Below are 24,827 nucleotides of genomic sequence, written 5' to 3' on the forward strand. Positions count from 1 at the left end.
AGAAAAAGCTAAGTGTTTGATTATAAACAACTTAGCTTTTTACTTGGTACCCAGAGCCGGGGTCGAACCGGCACGGATTGCTCCAATGGTGTTTGAGACCATCGCGTCTACCGATTCCGCCATCTGGGCTTGATTCGGGTGCAAAGATAGGGGAATGTATAGTAATGGCAAAATAAAATTAGAAAAATGTGAGGGTGGAGGGGATAAAGTGGGTGAAAAAAAGGCGAAAGGTGGCGGTGAGGCTCGTTGTGAGGTTGAGGGAAAAGTGAGGGATGTTGCGGGGAAAGTATTGGCAGGGGAGCGTTTTTTGTTTTTTTAATGGCAAAGGAGTTGCAAAGAATAGAAAATAGGTCTATTTTAGCGGTATCAATAAAACTTACACAAAAATGGGAAAACACAATGACTATTGCGTGATTCTTGCTGGAGGGCTTGGCAAGCGCCTTTGGCCGAGCAGTCGTAAGAATATGCCGAAGCAGTTTTTGGACTTTTTTGGTGCGGGTCGCACTCTGTTGCAACAGACGTATGACCGCATTGCACGGATAGTGCCTACTGATCATATCTATATATCCACCTTCGAGGAGTATGTGCCTTTTGTCGAGCAACAGTTGCCGGAGGTTACAACGGAACGAATTTTGGCCGAGCCGGTGCAATTGTCCACAGCGCCCGCCACAGCTTGGGCGGCTTATCACATCATTTTGCGCGATCCCGATGCCACTATTTTCGTGACGCCTTGCGACCAGATGATTCTCAACGAAAACCTTTTTGAGAAGGAGATGCGGGCGGCACTCGATTTTGCGAGTAACCACAGCGTATTTCTGGCTTTGGGCGTGAAAGCTACACAGCCCAATACGGCTTACGGGTATATCCAAATGGGCGATTCCATCGAGGAAAAGCTCTATAAAGTTCAATCGTTTTTGGAAAAACCCGATACGGAATATGCTGAGACTTTTGTGCAGAGTGGAGAGTTTCTTTGGAACACAGGTCTCTTCGTGTGGAACGCTCGCACATTCCGGAAACTGCTTCACGAGATGATGCCCGTGCTGGAAGAACAGTTGTTGCAGGAAAATGGCAGCATAAAAACCGAACGTGAGCTGGATCTTGTTCAGCAACTCTACCCTGCTAACTTACACCGCAGTATAGACCTCGTTATCTTGGATAAGTGTGAGAATGTCTATGTGATGGAGTGCAGTTTCGGCTGGGCAGATATTGGTTGCTGGCCCGAACTCTACCACGTTGTTGATAAAGACGTTGATGGTAATGCTGTGATAGGTGGAGGACACGTGGAACTCTCCGACAGTCAGAACAATCTCGTGATGGTGCCTTCGCAGAAAGCCGCCATCGTTTGTGGTTTGGACGGATATTTGGTAGCGGATAAAGGGAATGTCCTTCTTATCTGTCCGAACAACGATCCTGGCCTTGTCAAGCGTTTGGCCAAAGAAGCTCGCATCCAGTTGGGCGAAGATTTTGCATAGGAAAAGACTGTGAGCAATCAGACGAGAGGGACAAACCAGAGAGTACCTACTCGATAAAGACTTATTACCGTCCGCAATGTTGCAGAAAAGGCATTGCGGATGATCTGTTTTATGTGCGTTTTCCTTATAAAGCACCTGGCAAAAAATATCCTTATTGTGTCAGCTGACGCAATAAGGATGTCAGCTGACAGCCTTATTGTATTTTCAAACGCAATAAGGATATTTACGACCCCCTTTTAAGTATTGTATTCCTCTCCTATAGAAACTGGTTGAGAAAAGCTTTGGGAGTTTTAATCTTGTTTATAATGTGTTGATATGTAATAAAGTAGAGGGATGGTAAAACTTCTCTTGTTAAAAGCTTTTTCAGATGTACTCCGTTTTTCGTATATATGTAATGATGAGGTGGAAGCAAGAAAAGTGAAGTTTGTAGCAGATAGTGAAATTTTTCCTTCTTCTTGTCCGAAAGTATTCCTTTTTCCTCATTTTGCTTGTGAATTATTGTCTTTTGTACGTTCAGAAACTTCACAGAGAGACCACTTCTGCCCACTTACAACACTATTTTACAGAATGTTTTTTGTGTTACGGGCCGCTTGTCGTACTTTTGTTCCCTAAAATAGTATTATGAACGAAGAATATGAAATAATGGCACCCGTGGGCTCTCGAGAGTCCTTGGCAGCAGCCTTAAAAGCAGGTGCAAATTCTATTTATTTTGGTATCGAGTCGCTCAATATGCGTGCTCACTCGGCCAATCATTTCACCATCGACGACTTGCATGAAATTGCCCAAATCACGGCAGAACATGATGTGAAATCGTACTTGACGGTGAACACAATTATCTATGGTGAGGACCTCACCTTGATGCGCAAAATTTGTGATGCAGCGAAGGAAGCAAAGATCAGTGCGATTATAGCCTCCGATGTTTCCGTGCTTTCCTATTGTCATCAGATTGGACAGGAGCTGCATCTCTCCACACAACTCAATATCACTAATATCGAATCCCTCAAGTTTTACGCCCAATTTGCCGATGTCGTGGTGTTGGCGCGTGAGTTGAATCTCGAACAGGTGGCCGATATTCATCGTCAGATTGTGGAGCAGAACATCTGCGGCCCCAGTGGGAAACAGATACGTATAGAGATGTTCTGCCACGGTGCCCTTTGTATGGCCGTTAGCGGTAAGTGCTATCTTTCGCTTGACAATCTCAACCATTCTGCCAACCGAGGTGCGTGTATGCAAGTTTGTCGGCGTGGCTATACGGTGAAGGATCGTGAAACAGGCGTCGAACTGGATGTGGACAATCAGTATATCATGAGTCCGAAGGACTTGAATACCATCGGTTTCATCGATAAAATGATGGAAGCCGGAGTCCGTGTTTTCAAGATTGAAGGGCGTGCCCGTCCAGCTGAGTATGTGCTGCAAGTGGCATCGTGCTACCGCGAAGCCATCAATGCAGTGCTCGACGGCACCTACTCAAAGGAGAAAGTAGATGAGTGGAACAAGCGTCTGAGCACAGTGTTCAATCGCGGTTTCTGGGATGGCTACTATTTGGGTCAACGTATGGGCGAATGGAACAATCGCTATGGTTCGATGGCAACAGAAAAGAAGGCCTACGTTGGTAAAGGCGTGAAATATTTCTCCAAATTGGGCGTGGCCGAGTTTAAGTTGGAAGCTGGCGAAATTCGCAAAGGCGACAAACTGCTCGTCACAGGACCTACCACGGGTGCACTCTATTTCACCGCGGAAGAAATCCGTTATGACCTCGACCCTGTTGAGGTTGGCGAGAAAGGCAGAAATGTTTCGCTGCCCGTGCCCGAGAAAGTTCGTCCTTCCGATAAGCTCTACCGCATTTGCCCCGTAGAGAACAAATAAATACAACTATCATGGGAGAAAAACTGCAAGTGACCCCCCGAGAAGTGCGCGCACTGCTGTTCGATTTCGGCGGAGTGCTCGTTGATCTCGATATGGACCGCTGTTTCCGAGCCTTCGATGAATTGGGTATAAATATGCGCCCATTTATCGGCACTTATAAGCAGTCGGGCGTTTTGTCCGCTTTTGAAAGAGGACAAGCTAACACCCACGAATTTTGCAGTGCTATTCGCTCAACATTTGCAAAGCCCGAGCTGACCGATGAAACGATTGTGGCCGCTTGGGAGCAGTTCTTAGTGGACGTTCCAGAGAATCGCCTGCAGCTGCTTCTTAAAGCAAAGCAGCACTACCACTTGTCTTTGCTGAGCAATACCAATCCCGTGCATTGGGCGTTGGGGCGTGAGCGTTATTTTCGATATAACGGCCATGAAGTGCACGATTTCTTCGATGAAATCTTCCTTTCTTACGAACTCGGCGTTGAGAAACCCTCACCGCTCATCTTTGAGAAAGTGCGCAACGGGCTACCTTTTGCGCCCAGTGAAGTGTTGTTTTTCGACGATTCTCCTGTTAATTGTGCTGCTGCTCGCGCCTTAGGCTTTCAAGCCGTTGAGGCAAAGAAAGACGGAGAATGGTTGAAATTCTTCGATGAAAACGGGATTTTTATAGGAGAATAGTCGCAATGTGTAGACCGATTATATCTCGCTTACAACAACATTGAGAAGCCGAAGCAAAAAGAAAAATAAACGATTATGCTCATTATAAGAGAATATACCAAACACAGCAAACAGAATTACATCTTGCGGACGTTGCAACCAGCCGTAGGGACGATTGGCGTTTTCGATGGAATGCACCGTGGTCATCGCTTCCTGCTCGACCAAGTGAAGGAAGAAGCCACGCGCAGAGGCTGCCTATCAATGGTGGTGACCTTTGCCGAACATCCGCGCTCAGTGGTGGAAACCGACTATCGCCCACTGTTGCTCACCACTTTAGATGAAAAACTCGAACTCATTGAGGCGGCGGGCATAGATGTTTGTGTGGTGCTCGATTTCTCACCACTCATGGCCATGCGCACCAGTCGTGAGTTTATGGAACTGTATCTGCGCGACAAGATGGGCGTGACGTGTCTTGTTATTGGCTATGACCATCATTTCGGTTCTGATGTGCAGAATGGTTTTCAGCAGTACAAGCTCTACGGCAAAGAACTTGGAATCGACGTGGTGCGGGCGAAAGAATTTGAAGGACGCGACTTACACGTCAGTTCGAGTGCTGTGCGTCGCTTCCTCGAAGGCGGAAATGTGGAGATGGCCCGTGCGTGTCTCGGTAGGTCCTATTCCCTTTCTGGTCGAGTGGTGGAAGGGCATCGTGTAGGGCGTGAACTGGGATTCCCCACAGCCAACATAGAAGTGGACAACCCCAACAAGCTGTTGCCCGCTCGCGGAGCCTACGCCGTTTATGTCTATTGGGACGGTGAGCAACATAAAGGAATGCTCAATATCGGTTCGCGCCCCACGCTGAACAATGGAGAAGATACCACGGTGGAAGTTAATATCTTCGACTACGATGGAGATCTCTACGACAAACACCTTACGGTGAGTTTCGAAAGCCGTTTGCGCAACGAACAGAAATTTGACTCTCTCAACGAACTCAAACTCCAGCTTCAGCAGGATGCAGAAGCTGCTAAAGAAATACTAAAATGACAGAAAAACAATCCTGTGTGGCAAAGATTGCTATTATTATAGGTCTTTATTTGATAGTCCAGGTGCTGGCTGGAGCCGTAGCTCTGGTTGCTGGAAATTGGAACAATCTGATGGCAGGTCAGCCTTTAGACAAGAATGCCTTAATGGGCGATGCTCGTTGGGTAGGCATTGCCTTGTTTTGTGGTAATCTCATCATGATGGTTCTAATGTGGGCTTTCCGCTTGGTTCGGCGCAATCTGCTCCCCACTCCTCCCGCTGGAACCTTACATGGCTGGGGCTGGGGCATTGTCGCCTTCTTCCTTGTTGTTTTTGGGGTAAACGGAGTGTTCTCTCCTCTTGATTTGAGTGATGGTGGGACAACGCAAATGTTTCAAGGGATGGCAGATAATCCGATCTGCTTTCTGTCGCTCACGCTGATAGGCCCCATTGCCGAAGAGTTTGTTTTCCGTGAGGGCATTCAGCGCCATTTGATGGCTTCAAAAGTGCCGATGAAATGGGCCATAATTATATCGGCAGCTCTCTTTAGTGTGGCTCACCTGAATCTTGCACAATCTGTGCCCGCCTTCTTCTTGGGCTACGCTTTGGGCATACTTTATGCTCGAACGGGCGACATCCGTTTGTCGGCCGCTGCTCATGTGCTAAACAATACCTTGGCTGTACTCTTGTTCCAAGTATCGGAAGCCGACGACCTGACGAAAATAGTTGGAGTTTATCCCTTGATGATCGTTAGTTCAGTACTGCTAATCTCTGGCATTTTCCTCTTCACTTATTGGTGGAAGAGGAGTGAGCCTCAGAACAATACCCCCACGATAGAATGAAAATAGGAAAGATAGATTTAGGCGAACGCCCCCTTTTGCTCGCTCCGATGGAAGATGTGACGGATGCAGGCTTCCGCTTGCTTTGTCACCGCATGGGAGCAGCTATGGTCTATTCAGAATTTGTGGCCTCCGATGCGCTGGTGCGCAGCGTGAAGCGATCGTTTGAAAAACTAAAGATTAGCGACGACGAACGCCCCACAGCCATCCAGATCTATGGGAAAAATCCCGATGCAATGGCCGAAGCTGCCAAAATCGTTGAGGAAGTGGCCCATCCCGACGTTCTCGACATGAATTTCGGCTGCCCCGTGAAGCGCGTAGCAGGGAAAGGCGCAGGCGCAGGCCTTTTGCAAAACGTTCCGCTGATGTTGGAAATCACTCGCTGCGTGGTGGACGCCGTGAAGATACCAGTAACCGCAAAAACACGCCTGGGTTGGGATAGTGAACATGAGATTATCGTAGACCTCGCGGAGCAGTTGCAAGATTGCGGTATTCAAGCTCTCACTATTCATGGACGAACCCGCGCACAGATGTATAAAGGTGATGCCGATTGGTCGCTGATTGGAGAAGTGAAACGGAATCCCCGTATGCACATTCCCATTATTGGTAACGGCGATATTTGTACGGGTGAAGAAGCCCGTCGCGCTTTCGAAGACTATGGCGTTGATGCCGTCATGGTGGGACGTGCCACCTTCGGTCAGCCTTGGATTTTCAAAGAGATGGTGGACACCGTTCATTCTGGCGAACACCTGCTGGAACACGCTTTGGAGAGCGACTACGCTCCTTTGTCCGCTGATTGGAAACTCGATGTGCTCAAAGAACAGGTGCGGCAGAGCATTGCCCGCATCGATGAATATCGCGGCATACTCCATGTTCGTCGCCATCTGGCTGCAAGTCCGATTTTCAAGGGAATCCCCAATTTTCGCGACACCCGCATCGCCATTCTTCGCGCCACTACACAAGACGAGCTCTTCAACCTAATGGAGCAGGTGCGCCCCTTGGTGAGACGCTACGATGGTAAGCGGCCAGAAGATATGAAAGTAGAAGTGGGAGAATAAGACGAAAGCAATTCATAGTCCGCTACTTATGTGGGACGATGTTTCGCTATCTTTTGAGAAATAATTATATTTGTGGCATTATAAAATAAGGAAGATATGAAATTTGCTTTGATTGGTTACGGCAAGATGGGACACATGATTGAAGAGATAGCTCGCAGTCGTGGTCACGAAATAGTTTCTATCATCGATATCAATAACCCCGAAGATTTTGATACTGACGCTTTCCGTTCGGCCGAGGTGGCCATCGAATTCACCAATCCTACCGCGGCTTTTGGCAATTATAAGAAAGCTTTTGCGCAGGGTGTGAAGGTGGTGAGTGGTTCTACGGGTTGGCGCAAAGACCATCTCCACGAGGTTGAGGCGCTGATTGCCGAGGGCAATACGCTCTTTTGGGCGTCCAACTTCTCGCTGGGTGTGGCCATCTTTAGTGCTGTCAATAAGTATTTAGCTCGTATCATGAACGCTTATCCTGGCTATGGGGTGAGTATGGAAGAGGTGCATCACATCCATAAACTCGATGCGCCCAGCGGTACTGCCATCACGTTGGCCGAAGATATTGTGGCGCGCCTTGACCGCAAAACCAATTGGGTATTGGGCGAATTTCATAAAGCTGATGGAACAGTGGAAGGCACGAAGGACGTAGCATCCGACAAGTTGCGCATCGATGCCATTCGCCGCGATGAAGTGCCCGGCATCCATAGCATCACCTACGACAGCGAGGCAGATAGCATCACCATTACGCACGATGCTCACAGTCGCAAAGGTTTTGCGCTCGGTGCTGTCCTAGCTGCCGAATTCACTGCTACTCATACAGGTTTGCTCACTACTGACGACCTTTTTAAATTTTAAGAAAGATGACGACAGAAAAAACACAGACTCAGGTGGAAGCCACACAGAAAAAGCCCAACTGGATAAAGTTTAGCATCTACACTGTTCTCTACCTCGCTTTCCTTTATTGGGTGGGCAGTTGGTGGGGACTTATCGTTCTCCCTTTCCTCTTCGATGCTTATGTGACTCGTAAGATAAATTGGAGTTGGTGGAAGCAACTCAAGAACAAGACAGCTCGCTCCGTCATGGCATGGGTCGACGCCATCGTCTTTGCTTTGGTGGCCGTTTATTTCTTAAACCAATTCTTCTTCCAAAACTTTGTCATTCCGTCTTCCTCTTTGGAAAAGACGCTTCTGACGGGCGACTATCTCCTCGTGAGTAAGTTGAGCTACGGTCCACGCATTCCGCAAACGCCGCTCTCTATGCCTCTTATGCAGCACACGTTCCCGATTTTTGGCTGTAAGAGCTATCTGGAACATCCGCATTGGGATTACCGCCGCGTGAAGGGATTGGGCCACGTGCAGGTGAATGATATTGTCGTGTTCAACTATCCTGCTGGCGACACGGTGGTGGCCAATGTGCAGCAGCAAGATTTCTACCGTTTGGCATATCAGTTGGGCGATCAAATGCTTACGCAGCAAATGGGACTTCAGAAGCCTTTCTCGAGCACGCTGACTCCGACAACGCCCTACGCAGAGCAGCAAGCCGTTTATCGTAAGATATATGCTGCCGGACGAGCTTATATAGATGCTAACGAACCTGAATTTGGTGAAGTGTTGAGCCGTCCCACGGATCGCCGTGAGAACTATGTGAAACGCTGTGTCGGACTGCCGGGGCAGACGCTCCAAATCATCAACAATCGCATTTATCTTGATGGTAAACCGAACCCCGAACCCGAAAACGTACAGTATAGCTATAGTGTGACGTTCAACTCTCTGCCGAGTGCCGATGAGATAAAAGATTTGGGTATAACAGCAGAAGATCTCTCCTCAAATGTTCCGCAAACGAACACCTATGTCATGCCGCTTACGAAGGCTGTGAAGCAATACCTCACAAGCCAGAAGGGGATGGTTGCAAAAATAGAACCTTTCCCCAGCGCAACGGACTGGCTCTTCCCGCAGAATATGGCCAAGAATTGGTCTACTTCAAACTACGGTCCTATTTGGATTCCGAAGCGCGGAGCCACCAAACTGCTGTCGCTCTCAACGTTGCCCCTCTATGAACGCTGCATCCGTGTCTACGAAGGTAATACGCTGGAAGTTCGCAATGGGAAAATCTATATCAACGGGCGCCAAACGGATCGCTACACCTTCAAGATGGACTACTACTGGATGATGGGTGACAATCGAGACAATTCTGCCGATTCCCGTTTCTGGGGTTTCGTTCCAGAAGATCATGTTGTGGGTAAACCTCTCTTTGTTTGGTTGTCGCTCGACCAAGACTATGGCTGGCTGAGTGGTAAGATTCGCTGGAATCGCTTCTTCAAAAATGTCAGCAACATAAAGTAAATCTACCAAAGATGGAATGTGCTAATCAGCCTCGTAAGGCGCTCAGGTCTTAGCCTATTAGCATATTCCATCTTTTGCGCATTTTTTCATTTCCCCAAAGTTTGCGTCTACTGAAAGTCTACATATTGCCTCTTGTTGTAGCCATCTCCCTGCTCTTGCTCGTGCGCTGCTGCTTCGTGACTCACTACGAGGTACAGACAGCTCTACCTGAGCTAAGTTTACAAGAGGGCGACCGCTTGCTGGTGGGGCGATATGTTTCGGCAGGAATGAAGCGAGGAACGATAGTAGCTTTCCGTCATCCCTCAACAGCGAGGGTAGAGTTGGCTCGCATCATTGCACGTCCTGGCGACTCCCTTTGGGTGGACAATCAGCAGCAGAGAGTTTCTTTTCTGAAGCGAGCAGGCATGGAGAATTCTTTTATGGTGCCTGGCCATTGCGAACCTGTTGATGTACAGCCGCAGAGTGTTCGATTGCTGTACTATGTGCTTCGTCACTATGAAAAGGCGCGAGCGGTACAGATAGTTGGAAAACGTTTGCTTATCGGCGGTGTTCCCACAACGCGCCTACATTTCAGTCAGAACTATTATTGGCTGGAGAACGTAGGCCTTCTTCCCGAGAGTTTTATCCTTGGCCCCGCACTCTGCATCACTTATAGCAGTCGAGATTGGCAGCCACGCTGGAATCGTTTCCTGCGCCCTCTATAATTGCTCCTTTCTATTATTCGTTTTTTCCCTTGAACACAGTCTTACTCTCCTCCGCATACCTTCCTCCCATTCAGTATTTTGCGCGCCTGTATGCTGCCGATCAAATACTGACCGAACGTTGCGATCATTATGTTAAGCAAACTTATCGCAACCGAGCTGTTATCGCGTCGAGCAACGGGCCGCTGGCACTGACCATTCCCATTGTTCGCACGGGTGAGAACAATCAGCCCATGCACAACCTGCGTATTAGCGACCACGGCCGTTGGCGCCGTCTGCATTGGACAGCTCTGGTGTCGGCCTACGAACAAAGCCCTTATTTCCCTTATTATGAGGACGATTTTCGCCAGTTCTATGAAGAACCCTACGAATATCTAATTGATTTCAACGACGCCTTGCAAGCCAAGATTTGTGAACTGCTCATGCTGACGCCCGATATACGTCCCACCACGGAATATGTCAAGACTCCTGGGCCAGAGATTGAAGACTGCCGCGACCTTATCCGTCCGAAGGTCAGCTTTGAGGAAGATGCGCGTTTCCGCATCGTGCCATACTATCAAGTTTTCCAGTCCCGTTTAGGTTTTCTCCCCAATTTGAGCATCGTAGATCTTTTGTTCAATATGGGTCCCGAATCGCGCATAGTGCTGAAGAAGAGTTTGGTTTGAGTAAAATAGAAAACGGAGAAAGAAGAACTTAAGAACATTGCATAAGTGGAGCACTCCAGACATGAATGCTTTGACAATTTCATAGTTAACTTATTAGGTGCTATTGTTCCTTATTATCTGGTTCTAAAGAAGGCGTGCATCAATGTACAACGAACCATCGATACACATAGCTAGCTCTGTTTTGAATTCATCGGATTCACGTAACTGTATGTACTCCCTCTTTCTTCTTCTCTTATTTCTATGTGCACCTACAATAAGCGCGTCGGCTGACACAATAAGGATATGAGCCGACAGCCTTATTGTATTTAGAAATGCAATAAGGATATTTATGTTCATATATGCAATGATTGTAAAAAGCGCACTTAGATTAATTGTTCTTCTTATAGCTTATTACAGCCCAACTTCCCATAAACATGCCTATACTGAGGAGTGCAAATACTTGGTGAATAATACTGCTAAAATTACCACCACGAATAAAGACAGTGCGCATTGCTTCTATGAAATAGCTTACAGGATTGATGTATGTTGTGAGATAAGCTAAAGAAGGCATAGATCGAGTAGGCGTGAAAAGACCTGAAAGTAGAAGGAGGATGACCACGAAAAACCACATCACGAAGATAGCTTGCTGCATGGTTTCGGAGTAGTTGGAAATGATCAGTCCGAAAGATGAGAAGAATAGAGCCAGCAACATTGCCAGTAAATAGATAAGGGCAATATTTCCTTTTGGGGTTATACCATATACAGCCCATGCTATGAACAGACAGACTGTAATGATGAAGAAGGCAATAACCCAATAAGGAATGAGTTTGGCAAGGATAAATGTCCATTTGCTTATAGGGGTTACGTTTATTTGTTCGATTGTGCCTGCTTCTTTTTCGCTCACAATGTTGAGTGTTGGTAGGAATCCTGTCATTAGCATCATCACGATGGCAAAGAGGGCAGGAATCATGAATAGTTTGAAGTTTAAGTGTTTGTTGTAGAGGTAGAGTGTAGATATTTTAGATTGTATGGCAGCAGCAGAAGGTGAAGCATTGGTAGACACAATTTGGGAAAGATAAGCTGCTCCCATTGAACCTTTTGTGCCATTAACAGCGTTAGCAGCAATGAGAACTTGCGGCATGCGCCCTAAGGTGATGTCGCGACTATAGTGTTCCGGGATTACCATTGCTATATCAGCCTCGGAATGTTCTATATTGTTGAGTGCTGCCGCGTATGTGGGTTGTTGCCCATGGAAGATGAAGTATTTGCTTGCTTCTATTTCGTGTACTAATTGTTGCGAAAGTGTGGAACGATCGTTGTCTACTATATCAACCAGAATATTCTTTACCTCCATGTTCATCACCCACGGCATCACACACATAATTATAATGGGAAAAACTATGATGAGCCTTGGAATAAACGAGTTTCGACGAATCTGAGTGAACTCCTTTCGTAAGAGATATTTCAGTGTCATAGAATTCTATTCTAATCTTTTGTTAAACTTAGCGAGTGAGAGAAACAGTAATACAACAAGCATACTTGTAAGGATAATTATTTCATGATATACTTGCTCCACTCCAACTCCCATTATCATTAGTTTTCGCATAGCACTAATATAGTAGCGTGTGGGGATAATGACCGAAGCGTACTGCAAAATTTGAGGCATTGATTCAACAGGAAAGATCATGCCTGAGAGCATGACAATGGGCATTAGTAATACCATCGCTGATAGCAATAATGCCACAAGTTGAGTTTGAGCAACAGTAGAAACAAGTAAACCCAACGAAAGAGCTAAGAGAATGTATATGGTGGAAATAAGGAATATCCAAAATAGAGAACCTTGTACCGGTACGCCTAATACAAAAGTGGCCATAAGAAGTATTGCTATCAAGATGACGAAAGCAAGCACTAAATAGGGTACTACTTTAGCAATGATAATCATCAGGGGGCGTGTGGGTGAAACCAGTAATACTTCCATAGTTCCTTTTTCTTTTTCGCGGACGATGGAAATAGAAGTCATCATGGCACAAATCAGCATTAGGAGCATACCCATAATTGCAGGTACGAAGTTGTAGGCGGATTTCATTTGCGGATTGTATAGCAGCTTTGTGTTTATGCTGTTTTCTTTCGGATTCATAAGAACTGCACTTGCATAGTTTGACCATTGCTGCGCCATGTTAGGATCTGCACTATCAACAATGAGTTGAAAACCCGACTTCTTGCTTGCAAAGTCTTGAGAAAAGACAATTGCCATATCAGCCTCTTGGTTTCGAATGGATTGTTCTGCTTCGGAAGGTGTGGCAACTACTTTTGCAATTGTAAAAAACTCAGATGCAGCTAAGCGATCTGTTGCTTGTTGGGTGGCATAGTCAGCATTGCTCGTGACTATAATTATCCGTACGTTCTTTATGTCGTTGGTGATAGCAAAGCCAAAGAGAAGCATCATGACAATAGGCATTCCAAATAGTATCAGCATTGTGCGCTTATCGCGAACAATGTGTTTAGCTTCCTTGATGACAAATGAAATAAACTGCTTCATTCTATGTTGGGCATTATTTTATGAATATAATCGTTAGTCTGAACTTCTTGTTGCCTGGCGTGCCAGATAAGTGAATACGTGGTCCATATCAGGCTGATTGAGCTTTTGCTTAAGTTCGTTGGGTGTACCTAAGGCTTTGATTTTACCATCTACCATGATAGAAATACGATCACAGTATTCAGCTTCGTCCATATAGTGAGTAGTGACAAAGACCGTTATTCCTCGCTTAGCAGCATCGTAGATAAGTTCCCAAAACTGGCGGCGCGTTGCCGGATCAACTCCTCCCGTTGGTTCGTCGAGAAACACAACTCCTGGTTCATGGAAGATGCTGACAGAGAAAGCTAATTTCTGCTTCCATCCTAAAGGTAAACTGGCTACCAAGGTGTTGCGATGCTCGGAAAAATTCAATTTCTGCAATAACCTATCTGTCTTGCGTCGAATCTCCTTATCTGTCATACCGTATATGCCTGCAAAGAGACTGATGTTCTCTGAAACAGTAAGGTCTTCATATAGCGAGAACTTCTGACTCATGTACCCGATGTGTTTCTTTATCTGTTCATACTCGGTTCGTATGTCAAAACCTACCACTCTGCCTGTCCCACTTGTTGGTTGGTTGAGCCCCGTGAGCATATGCATTGCCGTGGTCTTGCCTGCTCCGTTGGCACCGAGAAAACCAAAAATTTCTCCCTTCTTAACGGTGAAGGAAATATCGTCTACTGCATGGAAAGTACCAAAGGCTTTGACGAGATGTTCTACTTCAATGACATTTTCAGACGTATTGTTGATGTTATAGCTTTCTCTATGTTCGATACCAGGAGGATTAAAGATATCTCTAAACTCTGTAAGAATTTCCTCAGGAGTTCCAATTCCCTTTATAATACCTTCTGAAAGAAAAGCTACACGCTCACAATTTCTCACTTCATCGAGATAAGGTGTGGATGCAACGATTGTTATGTTGCGCTCTTTTAGTTGTGAAAGTATTTTCCAGAAGTCTTTACGACTGACAGGATCAACACCTGTCGTAGGTTCGTCGAGAAATAGAACACTTGGCTGATGTACAAGTGCACAACAGAGCGCCAACTTTTGTTTCATACCGCCAGAGAGCGCTCCTGCCTTACGATCCTTAAATTGTTCAATCTGTGAATAGATGGTTTTGATTGAGTCGTAGTTTTCTTCTACTGTCGTATTAAAGAGTGTCGCAAAAAAGTGAAGATTTTCTTCTACCGTCAAGTCTTGATAAAGTGAAAATTTGCCTGGCATGTATCCCACTCGCTTACGTATCTCGTTCATTTGCCGCACAACGTCAAAACCGTCAATTTCAGCCGTACCTGATTCGGGAAGAAGCAACGAGCAGAGAATTCTGTACATGGATGTCTTGCCAGCTCCATCAGGACCTATAACTCCAAACACCTCGCCTTTATTCACAGAGAAACTGACATTGCGTAGTGCCTGCACCTTACCATAGTGCTTAGATATATTATTTACTTCGATTGCTTTCATTGTTTTGAGAAAAGCTTAAAACTTCACTTCTCCATACATTCCTATCTTTACATAATCATCGTTTTGGAATTGTATCTTAACAGCATAAACCAAATCGGCTCTCTCATCATCGGTGAGAATAGTTTTGGGCGTGAATTCTGAACGGCTTGAAATCCATGTGACAAGGCCGTTGTATTGTTTCTTTTGTCCATTTCCGTAGTCTGCCATGACTATCGCCTTTTGTCCCAGTTTGATATTTTTTAGCTGTTTAGAGGTAACATAGGCTCGGATGAACATTGTTTTTGTATCTGCAACTTTAAAGAGAGGCTTGCTCGTTGAAACGAATTCGCCTTTTTCTACATATTTCTCCAAAACTACACCTGATATGGGGGAGGATATTTGTGTGTTGTTGATTTGATCTTCTATCTGACGTTTCTGCGCTTTTATGCCCTGCTTTTGTGCATTGATAGCAAGAACTTGCTTTTTAAGTGAAGTGTTATTACTATTAATTTGATTGCGTGTGGCATCATATTGTCGTTGTAATACTTTTATGTGATTGTTAATGTCATCGAGTTGCTTGCGTGGAACAGCACCATCCTTTACCAATTCGGCGTATCTCTTTTGTTCTTTTTCTTCATTAGAGATTTGCTCAGACAGTGATGCTAACTGTTCCTGTATATTCAATTGGCGACTACTTGTTGCTGAGGCGTTTTCGTCCAATTGTTGTTCTGTTGCTGTTAGTTCTTCTTGTTTCTGTTGTAGCTGAAAGTCATCTATTTTTCCTACAACTTGGTTTGCTTGTACGTTTTGTCCTTCTGATAGGTTGAAACTTTTAAGTTCTCCCGAAGACTTTGCTGCAACCGTCACCTCCGTAGCTTCAAACGTTCCTGTTGCATCATAATCTTTTTTATGGTCGCTACACGATGCCAGCAGAAAAGTAATACTGGCTAATAGAAATATCTTTTTCATATTTGTCGGTTGTTTTTATTCGTTGTTGGTATATTTCAGATTATACATTTCCTGGAGCATCTCAATCTCATGTATTGCTCGTTGTGTCTTTGCCGAATTCTCGTTATATATTTCTCGAAGCAAACTATTGACATCGATGATTCCATGGGTGAGCTTTGATTCAGCAGCCTTTCGAACATTGGTGCGCAGTACAATTATTTCATCATCACTTTGCATCAAACTGTGGTACCTGCTAATATTTTCTGTCTGTTGTATCTGTTCTATATTATTGTTGAAAAGAAAGACGTCACGTGTGTTTTCAATCATGGCTCGTTGTTTCTTCAACTTCTCCTTGTCGTTTTTTCGAGTATAGAGAGCTCCTATATTCCACGAAAGCTTTAGCCCTACAATGCCATTCAGTCTCCACTTATTACTCATCATGTCCTCAAAAATGTTTAATCCTGGATAGCCATAATAGCCTTGGGCAAAAAGACCAAACTGGGGTCTTAATTGTGCATTTAAGGCTCTCTCTTGTATCTCTGTAAGTTTTAGCTGATTGTCGAAAATTCTTAGTTCTGGACGGTTGTTCGTAGATATTGTAGAGTGGAGGATACTTGGCTTCTGAGGCTGACTTACTTCTATGCCACAAAAAGTACTTAATACATGCTGTAATATTTTGCGTTGCGATTTCAAATTTGCCATTTGTTGCTCTGTGCTTAAGCGTTCTGCCTTTACATTATCAAAATCGCTGATGGAAGCTGTTCCGACTTTGACCCAGGCTGCAAGTTTGTTTTCACTCGAAAGTAACAGCGCATTAAGATTTTCATTTAGCTTAATTTGTTCGTCCAATAGTAAGAGAGAAAAATACATCTCATTGATCCTTTTTCGCACTTGATACAGGTCCGATTCGTTTTGTGCTGCTTGAATTTTTCCTTCTTGTTGTGCTATCTGGCTTTGATTGCTAATTATGCCGCCATCATAAATGGTTTGTTGCAGTTCTATTCCCACTTTATATTGTTCCTTGGTCAACCCTTTCATCTTAAGCCCCATTTGCTGAAACATACTTTGCATACTTTGAGGCCAGGATGCAACTTCACTTTGGTAGGTGGTTTGTGCTGATGCAGTAAAGTGTGGCAACCATCCTTTTTTTATGTTTTTAACCGTTAGTTCTGTTGTCTGATCAATTAGATCATACTTTTTGATACAAGGATAGTTTTTCTTTGCAGCTTGCTGACATTCTTCTAATGTCTGTGCTTGGCTGATGATAGCCATCATTATTAGGGCGATGGTTATTATTTTCTTTTCCATTTCTCTAAAGTGTTTTATTGTGGCAAAAATACGGTGATTTTATATTATTTAATTATACTTTACACTGATATATTTTCCTTTTTGTACGATTCTTCTTGTTTTCTTTTTTTCTCTTCAAGAGAATCAGTTTATTTTGCAAATATATCGTACAAAAAGGCAAGTTATGAAAGAATCAAAAGTTGTTAGTCAGTTTTCTTTAGAGGATATTGATTTAGAGGATCTTTTCAAGTAACAAGGTGAAGTTTTTTTTAATGAAGATGCTGTAATAACCTGTCTGAATACACGAAAAAAGGAGGCTCGTTAGAGTCTCCCTTTTTTGTAATCCCATCGGATTTCGTCCAACCGTTGTCGCCGTGGGGGCTGGGTCGTGATTGATTGTTTTAATAATTGAGCAGCGATGTTTGTTTCTTCAAAGCCCCGCGGTTCGAGGCAAACCAATGTATATCTTTTATGAATTTGTAATCTCCTTGATGAAGGCCTCTGTCATGCTTCCTGTCAAGTCGATGATGTAGAGGTGTCCTTCTTGTTTTGTTATGAGCACCACTTCCACGAAGGTCTCACCGCGTTTGCGTGTGTAGAGGTTCTTTCCGTCGAAGGTATCGTAGAGCTGGTAGCGTCCTTTGTTGGCTTTGATGAGTGCCTCGGCCTTTTCGTGGAGAGTCTGCGTTTCCGAGATTTTGTCGTTAGAGATGATGCGAACGCTGCGAATTTGTCGTAGGAGGCTCTCTGTGTCCTTGTCTTTGTTGATGGCGTCGGACTGCAACATTGCGGACATCATGGTTGGGCTTACTGTTTTGCACGTAAGGCTTGTGCCTTGGGCGTATGTCTTCATGAAATGAAGAGCAAAGTCTGTTTCGTGCTGTGCCGCAACTGTCAGGGAGGTCAGCGCCAGCAGTAGGATGCTGAGAAGGCGTTTCATTCTTCGTGTGCGCTGTTTGGGTTGTCGTTTTGTTTTGTAGAGTCAGCGCTGGCTGTTTTTTGGAACATTTCCAAACCGTCCTGCACTACCTTATAGGATTGTTGGGCCGACTGGTAGGAGTCCTGATAGCTTGCGGGGTTATAGTCCCACGGACTTTGGCTATTCTGCTTGTTGAGATAGCTGCTTGCACTGTAGCCCACCATGGCAACGATGGCGATGGCTGCGGCAGCCTCGTAGAGCGGACGCAGAGAGCGGAAAATGCTCTCCCGCTTTGCGCGAACCACGATTGTCTGAGGTTCTGTTGCACCTATCTTTTGGAGAATCTTCTCGTCGAAATCGTCGCTCAGGGATATTTCAGCTTGGGATTGTTCGTAGGAGAACAAATCCTTGTATTGCAGCAGATGTGCGGGCACATCGGACTGGCTGAAGAACGCACGGAGGATACTTTCCTCTTTCTCGGTCGTTTCGGCGACCCAGTAGCGTTCCAGGAGTTGTTCTATATACTTATAATCCATAATTCTCAATTTTATCGTATTGCTTTCTGATGGCTTGGCGTGCTCTGAAGAGTGTCACTTTGACCACTTCTTCGCTCACCCCCATGATGGTTGCTATCTCGCGGTAGGATTTTTCCTCAATGTCGCGGAGCTGCATGATGGTGCGCTGTCGCTCGGGGAGCTGGTTGAAGAGTTCGTGCACCTTGCGTAGTTTTTCGTCGCGTTCCAGTTGCTCATCCGGCGTAAAGGAATTGTCGGTGGCGTCTATCTCATAGGCCTCGAGCGAAAGGTTTTGTGCTTCCTTCTTTTCGTGGCGGTCGAGGGCAAGGTTTCGGCAAACGGTCATGCAGTAAGCTTCGATGCTCTCAACGCCTCTTAGCTCTTCCCGTTTGTTCCAAACTTTTATCAGTGTGTCAGACGTAACATCTTCGGCCTCTGCCGAATCGAGCGTGATGCGCAGGGCAAGTCTGAAGAGTTTATTCTTCAGAGGCAACAAATCATATCTGAAGTCAATGTCTTGCATAATCACTCTCTGCTATACTGACGGAGGACTCCGACAAAAGTTACACTCCTATGAATGTTTTTTCTCATATTTTTCTGTATGTTGTATCTAATGTTTTGAAACACAGTGAAAAATAAATTTTATTTTTTTCTAGCTAAAGCTTTTATATTTCTTTTCAACCCTTCAAACTTGGCGCGCTTCACTGCCGACCCTTTGAAAATGGCGCGATACTGTTCGACGGTAAGTTGTTCCCAATCCTCGCGTGTCATTTGTAGCAGTTGTTCGCTGGGACGGAACTCTTCCACTTCGGTGGGTTTGGCAAACCTGTTCCACGGGCAAACTTCGGCGCAGCGGTCGCAACCGTAGAAGCACGTCCCCATTTTCTCTTCCGTCCCAGGTGGTAGGTCGCCACGATTTTCTATGGTCAGATAGCTCAAGCAGCGGTTAGCATCGAGCGTGCCATCGCCCCGAAGCGCTTGACCAGGGCAGGCGTCGACACACGCATGACACGTGCCGCAGCGATTCTCTATGGGCGTGTCGTAGGCGTCGGCTTCATAGGGCAGAACGATTTCTCCCAGGAAAAAATATGTCCCACCTTTCGGCAGGATGAGCTGTCCCGAGCGTCCCTGCCAGCCCAGTCCGCACCGCCACGCCCAGTATCGCTCATCCAGCGGTGCGGTGTCCACAAACACGCGCGTTTCATACCCCTCTTTGGGCGGGATATGCTCTGCCAGTTGTCGGAGGCGTGCTTTCATCACTTCGTGGTAGTCCTGTCCGTAAACATAGCGCGAGAGCGCCCACCCGCTGAGTTTTTCAGCCGGATAGTAGTTGAGCGCCACGGAAACTATTGTTCGTGCCCCCTCCACCAGCAATCGTGGATCGAGCCGTTTGTCCATGTTGCGCTCCAGATACTGCATATCAGCATGTCGTCCCTCGCTGATCCACTGTAGCCTTCTTTCGGCATGAACCTTATCCACCGGTTCTGCCGGTGCCAGTCCACATGCCGAAAAGCCGAGACGTAGTGCCTCGGCTTTGATAAGTGATGTGTTCAGTATGCCTCCTGTCAGAAAAGAAGGCTCATCAGGGGTTGTCTTCGTCATGAATCGAATACCAGTCGTCTTTCTCTTGCATGCGTCGCCGGCGTTCGTAGGCAGTTTGGAGCTTCATGTTGTCCGTTTCAGCCTCTTCACGATAGCGTTCGTCGCGTTCGTTGTAGTCTTCTCTACCGTAATCCATAGCAATAGTTTTTAGATGTTATTCCCTCTTTGGAAGGATAAGGCAAATTTATGCTTTTCTTTGCCTCTCTTGCAACTTTTTCCTCTTAAAAAACTTGAAATACTGAAAGTTGGCTCCTTTCTCTTCAAGCTGTAGTGGCTCTTAGGAAAGTTTAGCAGGTATGGCTTCCTCAACGGTTGGGAGAATCTCTTGGAGAGCCTCCTTCTGTCAATCTACTTCTTATTTTCTAAGCTCTGAGAATCGGTTGAAATCCATCACGGAGTAAGTAGGTCCTTGGATGAGGCTTGCTGAAGGAGAGGGAGAATAAGGTTGTTGGCAGATACAATAAGGCTATGGGCTGACACCCTTATTGCCCCAGCTGACATCCTTATTGCGTTGGCTGACATAATAAGGAAAACTGTTGCTATCTCCCGCCTAATTTTGCTTTGTTTTAGAGAAAATCCGTGGAAAAACAAGAAAATCAGCGCCATCTGGGGCTTTTTGCGTGTTACATCTATCACCCATAAGGGCAGATTTCACGCAGAAAGCCGCAGATGGCACTGAATAGAGATTTTTTGCCTTCTCTTGGTGCTTATGTCAATGTCAAGGAAAGCGAGAGTTTTTTTTGATTTTTCGTGCCCTAATCGAACACTTTGAATTCATAGCCCTGATCGCGAAGCCATTCGATGGCGCGAGGGAGCGCATAGAGAATTTTGTCGTGGGATTTGAGCGAATCGTGGAAAGTGATGATACTTCCATTGCGTGCATAACGCTGCACGTTGCGCAACACGTCGCGACCGTTGAGGCGCTTACTGTAGTCGCGCGTTACGAGGTCCCACATCACCACGCGATACTTCAAGCGGGCCGCCACATAGAGAGCGGGTTTCATCCAGCCGTGAGGCGGTCGGAAGAGGTCGGTGCGGAGGTAGGCGTTGGCCTTCTCCACGTTGCGCATATAGCTGTTGATGCCATGACGTAGCGAGCCAATGTGGTTGAAAGTATGGTTTCCTATGCGGTGTCCGCGCTGCTTGACCATCTCGTAAATCTCGGGATGCTTCCGCACATTGTCGCCCACCATGAAAAAGGTGGCCTTGATGCCGTAATGGTCCAATACGTCGAGCACCCACGGCGTCACTTCAGGGATAGGTCCGTCGTCGAAGGTGAGATAAACGGCGCGAACGTTCTTGTCCATTCGCCAGAGTGCCAGCGGGTAGAGCCATCGGAGCCATTTGGTGGGTTGTTCGATAAACATATTTCGAGAGAGATTTTATGAGCGTTGTGCTAAAAAGAAAAAGAGAGAAACGACTCCATAAGGGCCGTTTCTCTCCATGAGTATGGGGTTAATCTGCAAGATTATAGCTATTCTCGTCAGCATTAGCATCCGATTGTGGAGCTTGCTGCTGTTGCATCATCTTCATCACACCTTGTGAACCGATGCTACCTGCCGTGGTGTGGCTCAGTGCATTTACGCGGTTGTTCCACAGGGCGAAGTCCTTATCCTTCATATCTTGAAGGAGGGCTACGCAGCGGTAGAGGTAGAGGAAGGTCTTTGTGCAACTGTTGGCATAGGCATACGTCGTTTCCTGTGGCAGCGTGTTGGCCCAGTTGAGATACTGCCAGTTTTGGCGCGCCACCTCTTTTGCCACTTTTGCTGCTTTGCCCTTATCGCCAGCATGGAACCAGAGCGTAGCAAGATCAACATCCGCATATTCGTAAGGCACTGTGGCTTCTGGCAACACTTTCTCACACATGCGCAGAGCGGCGAGCGCCTTGTCTTTCTTGCCTTCGTTGAGCAATCGCTCTATGAGGATAGAGAACATGCGGCGGTGGGTCTGTGCCATGCGTAGGTTGGTTTCGTCGAGGAAAATGCCCGGCATAGCTACGTTACCATATTTGAAGCGTGTCATGAGATTGGTGTACATCTTGTCCGTATCAATGCGGCTTTGGCCGAGCTTGAATGGTGTGAGACGATAAGCCAAACCCTCGAGGCAGAAGTAGTCCTGCAAGCCGGCATAGTTCTCAGCTCCAAGCGTTACGCTCATATAGATGGGTCGCTTCCAGTTGTTGCGCGCCAACATTTCGTAAATCATCACCTGCTTGCGAGACATTCCTCTTCCAGCCCATTTCAGTGAAAGACTGATATGATCGGGGATTTCCATACCTGCTGGCACGGTGATGCCCTGATTGATAACGTTCTGCTTGTTCACCTTCACCACAACAGAGTCGGTAGGGAAGATCTGCTTCGTGCGGACATAGTTGTCCATGATGTAAGTGAGTTCGTAGGGATCAGGACCGTTGGGGTGAGCCTTCTTGAAAGCATCGAGTTCGGCCTTGCGATCCACGATGGGGAAGTAGCCATGTTTGCCATCGTCCACGTATTCGGCACGCTTCCACGCAATGGGCAGCGATGGAGAATTGTAGGCGGGGCGCACCATCTGGTCGGTGTACCATTCCGTCTGTAGGTATTCTAAGTTGCAAACACGGGCATCCGTACGCTTACCTTCGGTCTCTTGGTTGTACCAGAGGGGGAAGGTGTCGTTGTCACCATTTGAGAAAATGATGGGGTTGGCAGGTGTTCCGTCGGCCAACTTCTCGGGCATAGTGTCGAGATAGTTCAAACCGAAGTCGCGACAAGCATAGCGGCCAGAACGGTCATGGTCGTCCCACGTCTGACTCACCATTTGGAGCGGCACGAGTACACAAAGCACAGAGGCTACAGCTGCTGGCAGTACGCCAAACTCTTCCGTGGCTTTCTTTCTTGCCTTTAACGCACGACCCAAGAGATCGGCCAAAGCTGCCACGCCCATACCAATCCAGATGGCAAAGGCATAGAACGAACCAGCATAAGCATAGTCGCGCTCACGCGGTTGCATCGGGGTCTGATTCAGATAGAGCACGATGGCAAGACCTGTCATGAAGAAGAGGAAGAATACCACCCAGAATTGTTTCACGCCCTTGTCGCCGCGGAAAGCTTGCCAGAAAAGGCCGAGCAAGCCGAGGAGGAGCGGCAGCATATAGAACACGTTGTGAGCCTTATCCTGCTGCAATTCGTTGGGCAGCTCTTTCTGGTTGCCATATATGGCATTGTCGATGAAGGGGATACCAGTGAGCCAGTTGCCGTGTTCCTTCTCACCATTGCTTTGATAGCCGTTCTGACGGCCGGCAAAGTTCCACATGAAATAGCGCCAGTACATGAAGTTGATCTGATAGGATATGAAGAAGTTCAGATTGTCCCACTGCGAGGGCATTTGGCCATACTGGAAGTCGCCACCAGAGGTGGTGTAGTTGACATCACGAAGCTGGATGTTTCCTCCCAACCAGTCGTTGTAAGCCTGCGCATGTGCGCTGGAATACATACGTGGGAAGAGCATCTTCATGCCCGACGGATATTGCAGAGATTCGAGACTCTCAACATCTTCATAAGTGTCGGCTTCGTTAGCTTGTGTCTTCTCTTTGCGGTGGTGCTCCGTTGTGGTATTATAAATGGCCTGTCCGTTGGCATCAAAGTCGGGCTGAGAAGTGAAAGCTTGGCCGAAGAAGAGCGGTGTTTGGCCATATTGGTCACGACTGAGGTAGCTACCCAGCGAGAAGATGTCCTCGGGAGAGTTCTGATCCATTGGTGGATTGGCAACGGAGCGAATCACGATGACAGCATAAGAACTGTAGCCAATCATCAGCATGAGCATACAGAGGAGGCTCGTGTTGAGGATGCGCTTGCGCAGCAGCATCTTTCCGTCCTTGCGCTTCATGTTGAGCAAGAAGTAGAGCGTAGCTAAAAGAACGATGCCGATGAGCACAGACATAAAGCCTGTTCCGAAGAACGGGATACCGAGCATGCCGACACTGGCGAGGTAGAGTCCGTTGGTGAGCGTGCGGTTGGTCTTTGTGGTACTCCAAATGGCCGTTAAGACAACGGCGATGAGGGCAAGGATGTAGACAACCATACCGGTGTTGAACGGCATTCCGAGGGTGTTGACAAAGAACAGCTCAAACCAGCCGCCCACCTTCACAATGCCCGGGACAACGCCGTAGAGCACGGCGGCTACCAGCAGGAAGCCTACGAGAAGAGCCACCAAAGAGCCTTTTGACTGGGCTTGCGGATGGCGCTTGTAGTAGTAAACCAAAGCGATGGCAGGGAGGCAAAGAAGGTTGAGCAAGTGGACGCCAATGCTCAATCCGGTAAGATAGAAAATCAGTACAATCCAGCGGTCGCTGTGTGGCTCGTCAGCGTGGTCTTCCCACTTAAGGATGAGCCAGAACACCAAGGCGGTGAACATGGAAGAGTAGGCGTAAACCTCGCCTTCCTCAGCTGAAAACCAGAAAGTGTCGCTCCAAGTGTAAGCCAAAGCGCCCACAACGCCCGAACCCATAATGGTGATGATTTGTCCCCAAGTGGTGACCGTTCCGTCCTTGCAGATGAGCATCCGCGTGAGGTGGGTGATGGTCCAGAAGAGGAACAAAATACACAAGGCAGAAAGGAGCGCCGACATGATATTGACGCAAAAAGCCGCCTTGGCAGGGTCGCCTGTGAAGTGGGTAAAGAAGTTACCCGTTAACATAAAGAATGGTGCACCGGGCGGGTGACCTACTTCCAGTTTTGTTGCCGTGGAGATAAACTCAGGACAATCCCAGAAGCTCGCCGAAGGTTCTACTGTCATGCAGTAGGTAAAGGCGGCGATAGCAAAAACAATCCAACCGATGATGTTGTTGGTAATTTTGTACTGCTTCATTGATGTGTTTGAATATGTTATGATAGTTTTTGAATTGCACTCTAATACAATTTACAAAAGTAGAAAGATTTTTCGGCATTCCAATAAGGAAGTCTGGATTATTGAGC

The 24,827-nt window shown here is 46.6% G+C and carries 23 protein-coding genes and 1 tRNA gene; 11 read left to right on the forward strand and 13 right to left on the reverse strand.

Features of this window, described 5'->3' with window-relative positions; genetic code table 11:
- Nucleotides 1-44 precede the first annotated feature (44 nt).
- Nucleotides 45-129: transfer RNA gene (locus tag ABLA33_RS02530), tRNA-Leu, on the reverse strand.
- Nucleotides 130-154: 25 nt separating this feature from the next.
- Here ABLA33_RS02530 and ABLA33_RS02535 point away from each other — a divergent pair.
- From ABLA33_RS02535 to ABLA33_RS02585, 11 genes are all read left to right on the forward strand, one after another.
- Nucleotides 155-319, forward strand: coding sequence for a hypothetical protein (locus ABLA33_RS02535; RefSeq protein ID WP_347719114.1), 165 nt, complete (start codon nucleotides 155-157; stop codon nucleotides 317-319).
- Nucleotides 320-386: 67 nt separating this feature from the next.
- A complete protein-coding gene (locus ABLA33_RS02540) occupies nucleotides 387-1,472 on the forward strand; it encodes a mannose-1-phosphate guanylyltransferase (RefSeq protein ID WP_347719115.1) in 1,086 nt (361 codons plus the stop codon).
- Between the two features lie 621 nt (nucleotides 1,473-2,093).
- Nucleotides 2,094-3,338 (forward strand): peptidase U32 family protein, encoded by a 1,245-nt coding sequence (locus tag ABLA33_RS02545; RefSeq protein ID WP_347719116.1) that lies wholly within the window; start codon nucleotides 2,094-2,096, stop codon nucleotides 3,336-3,338.
- An 11-nt stretch (nucleotides 3,339-3,349) separates the two neighbouring features.
- Nucleotides 3,350-4,009, forward strand: a complete 660-nt coding sequence (locus tag ABLA33_RS02550) for an HAD family phosphatase (protein WP_347719117.1) — start codon at nucleotides 3,350-3,352, stop codon at nucleotides 4,007-4,009.
- 75 nt (nucleotides 4,010-4,084) lie between these two features.
- A complete protein-coding gene (ribF, locus tag ABLA33_RS02555; RefSeq protein WP_315090961.1) occupies nucleotides 4,085-5,032 on the forward strand; it encodes a riboflavin biosynthesis protein RibF in 948 nt (315 codons plus the stop codon).
- The gene (locus tag ABLA33_RS02560) at nucleotides 5,029-5,850 is read left to right on the forward strand and encodes a type II CAAX endopeptidase family protein (RefSeq protein ID WP_347719118.1); all 822 of its coding nucleotides are present in this window, start codon (nucleotides 5,029-5,031) and stop codon (nucleotides 5,848-5,850) included. Before ribF ends, ABLA33_RS02560 begins: the two co-directional genes overlap by 4 nt.
- Complete coding sequence (gene dusB / locus ABLA33_RS02565; protein WP_311490028.1) at nucleotides 5,847-6,905, forward strand: tRNA dihydrouridine synthase DusB; 1,059 nt, start codon at nucleotides 5,847-5,849, stop codon at nucleotides 6,903-6,905. The genes ABLA33_RS02560 and dusB overlap by 4 nt, the downstream gene beginning before the upstream one ends.
- Before the next feature lie 96 nt (nucleotides 6,906-7,001).
- The gene (dapB, locus tag ABLA33_RS02570) at nucleotides 7,002-7,754 is read left to right on the forward strand and encodes a 4-hydroxy-tetrahydrodipicolinate reductase (protein ID WP_347719119.1); all 753 of its coding nucleotides are present in this window, start codon (nucleotides 7,002-7,004) and stop codon (nucleotides 7,752-7,754) included.
- Nucleotides 7,755-7,759: 5 nt separating this feature from the next.
- Nucleotides 7,760-9,241 (forward strand): signal peptidase I, encoded by a 1,482-nt coding sequence (lepB, locus tag ABLA33_RS02575; RefSeq protein WP_347719120.1) that lies wholly within the window; start codon nucleotides 7,760-7,762, stop codon nucleotides 9,239-9,241.
- A gap of 101 nt (nucleotides 9,242-9,342) precedes the next feature.
- Nucleotides 9,343-9,945: a S26 family signal peptidase gene (locus ABLA33_RS02580; RefSeq protein WP_347719121.1), complete on the forward strand. Its 603-nt coding sequence runs from the start codon at nucleotides 9,343-9,345 to the stop codon at nucleotides 9,943-9,945.
- 29 nt (nucleotides 9,946-9,974) lie between these two features.
- Complete coding sequence (locus ABLA33_RS02585; protein WP_347719122.1) at nucleotides 9,975-10,607, forward strand: WbqC family protein; 633 nt, start codon at nucleotides 9,975-9,977, stop codon at nucleotides 10,605-10,607.
- Between the two features lie 367 nt (nucleotides 10,608-10,974).
- Here ABLA33_RS02585 and ABLA33_RS02590 read toward each other — a convergent pair whose 3' ends face one another.
- From ABLA33_RS02590 to ABLA33_RS02645, 12 genes are all read right to left on the reverse strand, one after another.
- A complete protein-coding gene (locus ABLA33_RS02590) occupies nucleotides 10,975-12,060 on the reverse strand; it encodes an ABC transporter permease (protein WP_347719123.1) in 1,086 nt (361 codons plus the stop codon).
- A 6-nt stretch (nucleotides 12,061-12,066) separates the two neighbouring features.
- Complete coding sequence (locus ABLA33_RS02595) at nucleotides 12,067-13,125, reverse strand: ABC transporter permease (RefSeq protein WP_347719124.1); 1,059 nt, start codon at nucleotides 13,123-13,125, stop codon at nucleotides 12,067-12,069.
- Between the two features lie 33 nt (nucleotides 13,126-13,158).
- Nucleotides 13,159-14,625 carry an ATP-binding cassette domain-containing protein gene (locus ABLA33_RS02600; protein WP_347719125.1) on the reverse strand — a complete coding sequence of 489 codons (1,467 nt, stop codon included), beginning with the start codon at nucleotides 14,623-14,625 and terminating at the stop codon, nucleotides 13,159-13,161.
- A 15-nt stretch (nucleotides 14,626-14,640) separates the two neighbouring features.
- Nucleotides 14,641-15,573, reverse strand: a complete 933-nt coding sequence (locus ABLA33_RS02605; RefSeq protein ID WP_347719126.1) for an HlyD family efflux transporter periplasmic adaptor subunit — start codon at nucleotides 15,571-15,573, stop codon at nucleotides 14,641-14,643.
- 15 nt (nucleotides 15,574-15,588) lie between these two features.
- Complete coding sequence (locus tag ABLA33_RS02610; protein WP_347719127.1) at nucleotides 15,589-16,860, reverse strand: TolC family protein; 1,272 nt, start codon at nucleotides 16,858-16,860, stop codon at nucleotides 15,589-15,591.
- Nucleotides 16,861-17,308: 448 nt separating this feature from the next.
- Entirely contained in the window at nucleotides 17,309-17,779 is a 471-nt protein-coding gene (locus ABLA33_RS02615) for a DUF4252 domain-containing protein (RefSeq protein ID WP_347719128.1), read from the reverse strand.
- Entirely contained in the window at nucleotides 17,776-18,294 is a 519-nt protein-coding gene (locus tag ABLA33_RS02620) for a hypothetical protein (RefSeq protein ID WP_347719129.1), read from the reverse strand. The genes ABLA33_RS02615 and ABLA33_RS02620 overlap by 4 nt, the downstream gene beginning before the upstream one ends.
- Nucleotides 18,284-18,796 carry an RNA polymerase sigma factor gene (locus ABLA33_RS02625; RefSeq protein ID WP_347719130.1) on the reverse strand — a complete coding sequence of 171 codons (513 nt, stop codon included), beginning with the start codon at nucleotides 18,794-18,796 and terminating at the stop codon, nucleotides 18,284-18,286. Before ABLA33_RS02625 ends, ABLA33_RS02620 begins: the two co-directional genes overlap by 11 nt.
- A gap of 119 nt (nucleotides 18,797-18,915) precedes the next feature.
- The gene (queG, locus tag ABLA33_RS02630) at nucleotides 18,916-19,875 is read right to left on the reverse strand and encodes a tRNA epoxyqueuosine(34) reductase QueG (protein WP_347719131.1); all 960 of its coding nucleotides are present in this window, start codon (nucleotides 19,873-19,875) and stop codon (nucleotides 18,916-18,918) included.
- The gene (locus ABLA33_RS02635; protein WP_347719132.1) at nucleotides 19,856-20,011 is read right to left on the reverse strand and encodes a hypothetical protein; all 156 of its coding nucleotides are present in this window, start codon (nucleotides 20,009-20,011) and stop codon (nucleotides 19,856-19,858) included. The genes queG and ABLA33_RS02635 overlap by 20 nt, the downstream gene beginning before the upstream one ends.
- 619 nt (nucleotides 20,012-20,630) lie before the next feature.
- On the reverse strand, nucleotides 20,631-21,242 hold the full coding sequence (locus ABLA33_RS02640) for a polysaccharide deacetylase family protein (protein WP_009347653.1): 612 nt from the start codon (nucleotides 21,240-21,242) through the stop codon (nucleotides 20,631-20,633).
- A gap of 88 nt (nucleotides 21,243-21,330) precedes the next feature.
- Nucleotides 21,331-24,720 carry a DUF2723 domain-containing protein gene (locus ABLA33_RS02645; protein ID WP_347719133.1) on the reverse strand — a complete coding sequence of 1,130 codons (3,390 nt, stop codon included), beginning with the start codon at nucleotides 24,718-24,720 and terminating at the stop codon, nucleotides 21,331-21,333.
- Between the last annotated feature and the right edge of the window lie 107 nt (nucleotides 24,721-24,827).

The organism is uncultured Alloprevotella sp. (genome assembly GCF_963536905.1).
In the GTDB taxonomy this organism is placed as follows: domain Bacteria; phylum Bacteroidota; class Bacteroidia; order Bacteroidales; family Bacteroidaceae; genus Alloprevotella.

Excerpts from the sequence above, each read along its gene's own strand:
- ABLA33_RS02535 (WP_347719114.1), top strand. The coding sequence starts at position 155 with ATGTATAGTAATGGCAAAATAAAATTAGAAAAATGTGAGGGTGGAGGG.
- ABLA33_RS02540 (WP_347719115.1), top strand. The coding sequence starts at position 387 with ATGGGAAAACACAATGACTATTGCGTGATTCTTGCTGGAGGGCTTGGC.
- ABLA33_RS02545 (WP_347719116.1), top strand. The coding sequence starts at position 2,094 with ATGAACGAAGAATATGAAATAATGGCACCCGTGGGCTCTCGAGAGTCC.
- ABLA33_RS02550 (WP_347719117.1), top strand. The coding sequence starts at position 3,350 with ATGGGAGAAAAACTGCAAGTGACCCCCCGAGAAGTGCGCGCACTGCTG.
- ribF (WP_315090961.1), top strand. The coding sequence starts at position 4,085 with ATGCTCATTATAAGAGAATATACCAAACACAGCAAACAGAATTACATC.
- ABLA33_RS02560 (WP_347719118.1), top strand. The coding sequence starts at position 5,029 with ATGACAGAAAAACAATCCTGTGTGGCAAAGATTGCTATTATTATAGGT.
- dusB (WP_311490028.1), top strand. The coding sequence starts at position 5,847 with ATGAAAATAGGAAAGATAGATTTAGGCGAACGCCCCCTTTTGCTCGCT.
- dapB (WP_347719119.1), top strand. The coding sequence starts at position 7,002 with ATGAAATTTGCTTTGATTGGTTACGGCAAGATGGGACACATGATTGAA.
- lepB (WP_347719120.1), top strand. The coding sequence starts at position 7,760 with ATGACGACAGAAAAAACACAGACTCAGGTGGAAGCCACACAGAAAAAG.
- ABLA33_RS02590 (WP_347719123.1), bottom strand. The coding sequence starts at position 12,060 with ATGACACTGAAATATCTCTTACGAAAGGAGTTCACTCAGATTCGTCGA.
- ABLA33_RS02595 (WP_347719124.1), bottom strand. The coding sequence starts at position 13,125 with ATGAAGCAGTTTATTTCATTTGTCATCAAGGAAGCTAAACACATTGTT.
- ABLA33_RS02600 (WP_347719125.1), bottom strand. The coding sequence starts at position 14,625 with ATGAAAGCAATCGAAGTAAATAATATATCTAAGCACTATGGTAAGGTG.
- ABLA33_RS02605 (WP_347719126.1), bottom strand. The coding sequence starts at position 15,573 with ATGAAAAAGATATTTCTATTAGCCAGTATTACTTTTCTGCTGGCATCG.
- ABLA33_RS02610 (WP_347719127.1), bottom strand. The coding sequence starts at position 16,860 with ATGGAAAAGAAAATAATAACCATCGCCCTAATAATGATGGCTATCATC.
- ABLA33_RS02615 (WP_347719128.1), bottom strand. The coding sequence starts at position 17,779 with ATGAAACGCCTTCTCAGCATCCTACTGCTGGCGCTGACCTCCCTGACA.
- ABLA33_RS02620 (WP_347719129.1), bottom strand. The coding sequence starts at position 18,294 with ATGGATTATAAGTATATAGAACAACTCCTGGAACGCTACTGGGTCGCC.
- ABLA33_RS02625 (WP_347719130.1), bottom strand. The coding sequence starts at position 18,796 with ATGCAAGACATTGACTTCAGATATGATTTGTTGCCTCTGAAGAATAAA.
- queG (WP_347719131.1), bottom strand. The coding sequence starts at position 19,875 with ATGACGAAGACAACCCCTGATGAGCCTTCTTTTCTGACAGGAGGCATA.
- ABLA33_RS02635 (WP_347719132.1), bottom strand. The coding sequence starts at position 20,011 with ATGGATTACGGTAGAGAAGACTACAACGAACGCGACGAACGCTATCGT.
- ABLA33_RS02640 (WP_009347653.1), bottom strand. The coding sequence starts at position 21,242 with ATGTTTATCGAACAACCCACCAAATGGCTCCGATGGCTCTACCCGCTG.
- ABLA33_RS02645 (WP_347719133.1), bottom strand. The coding sequence starts at position 24,720 with ATGAAGCAGTACAAAATTACCAACAACATCATCGGTTGGATTGTTTTT.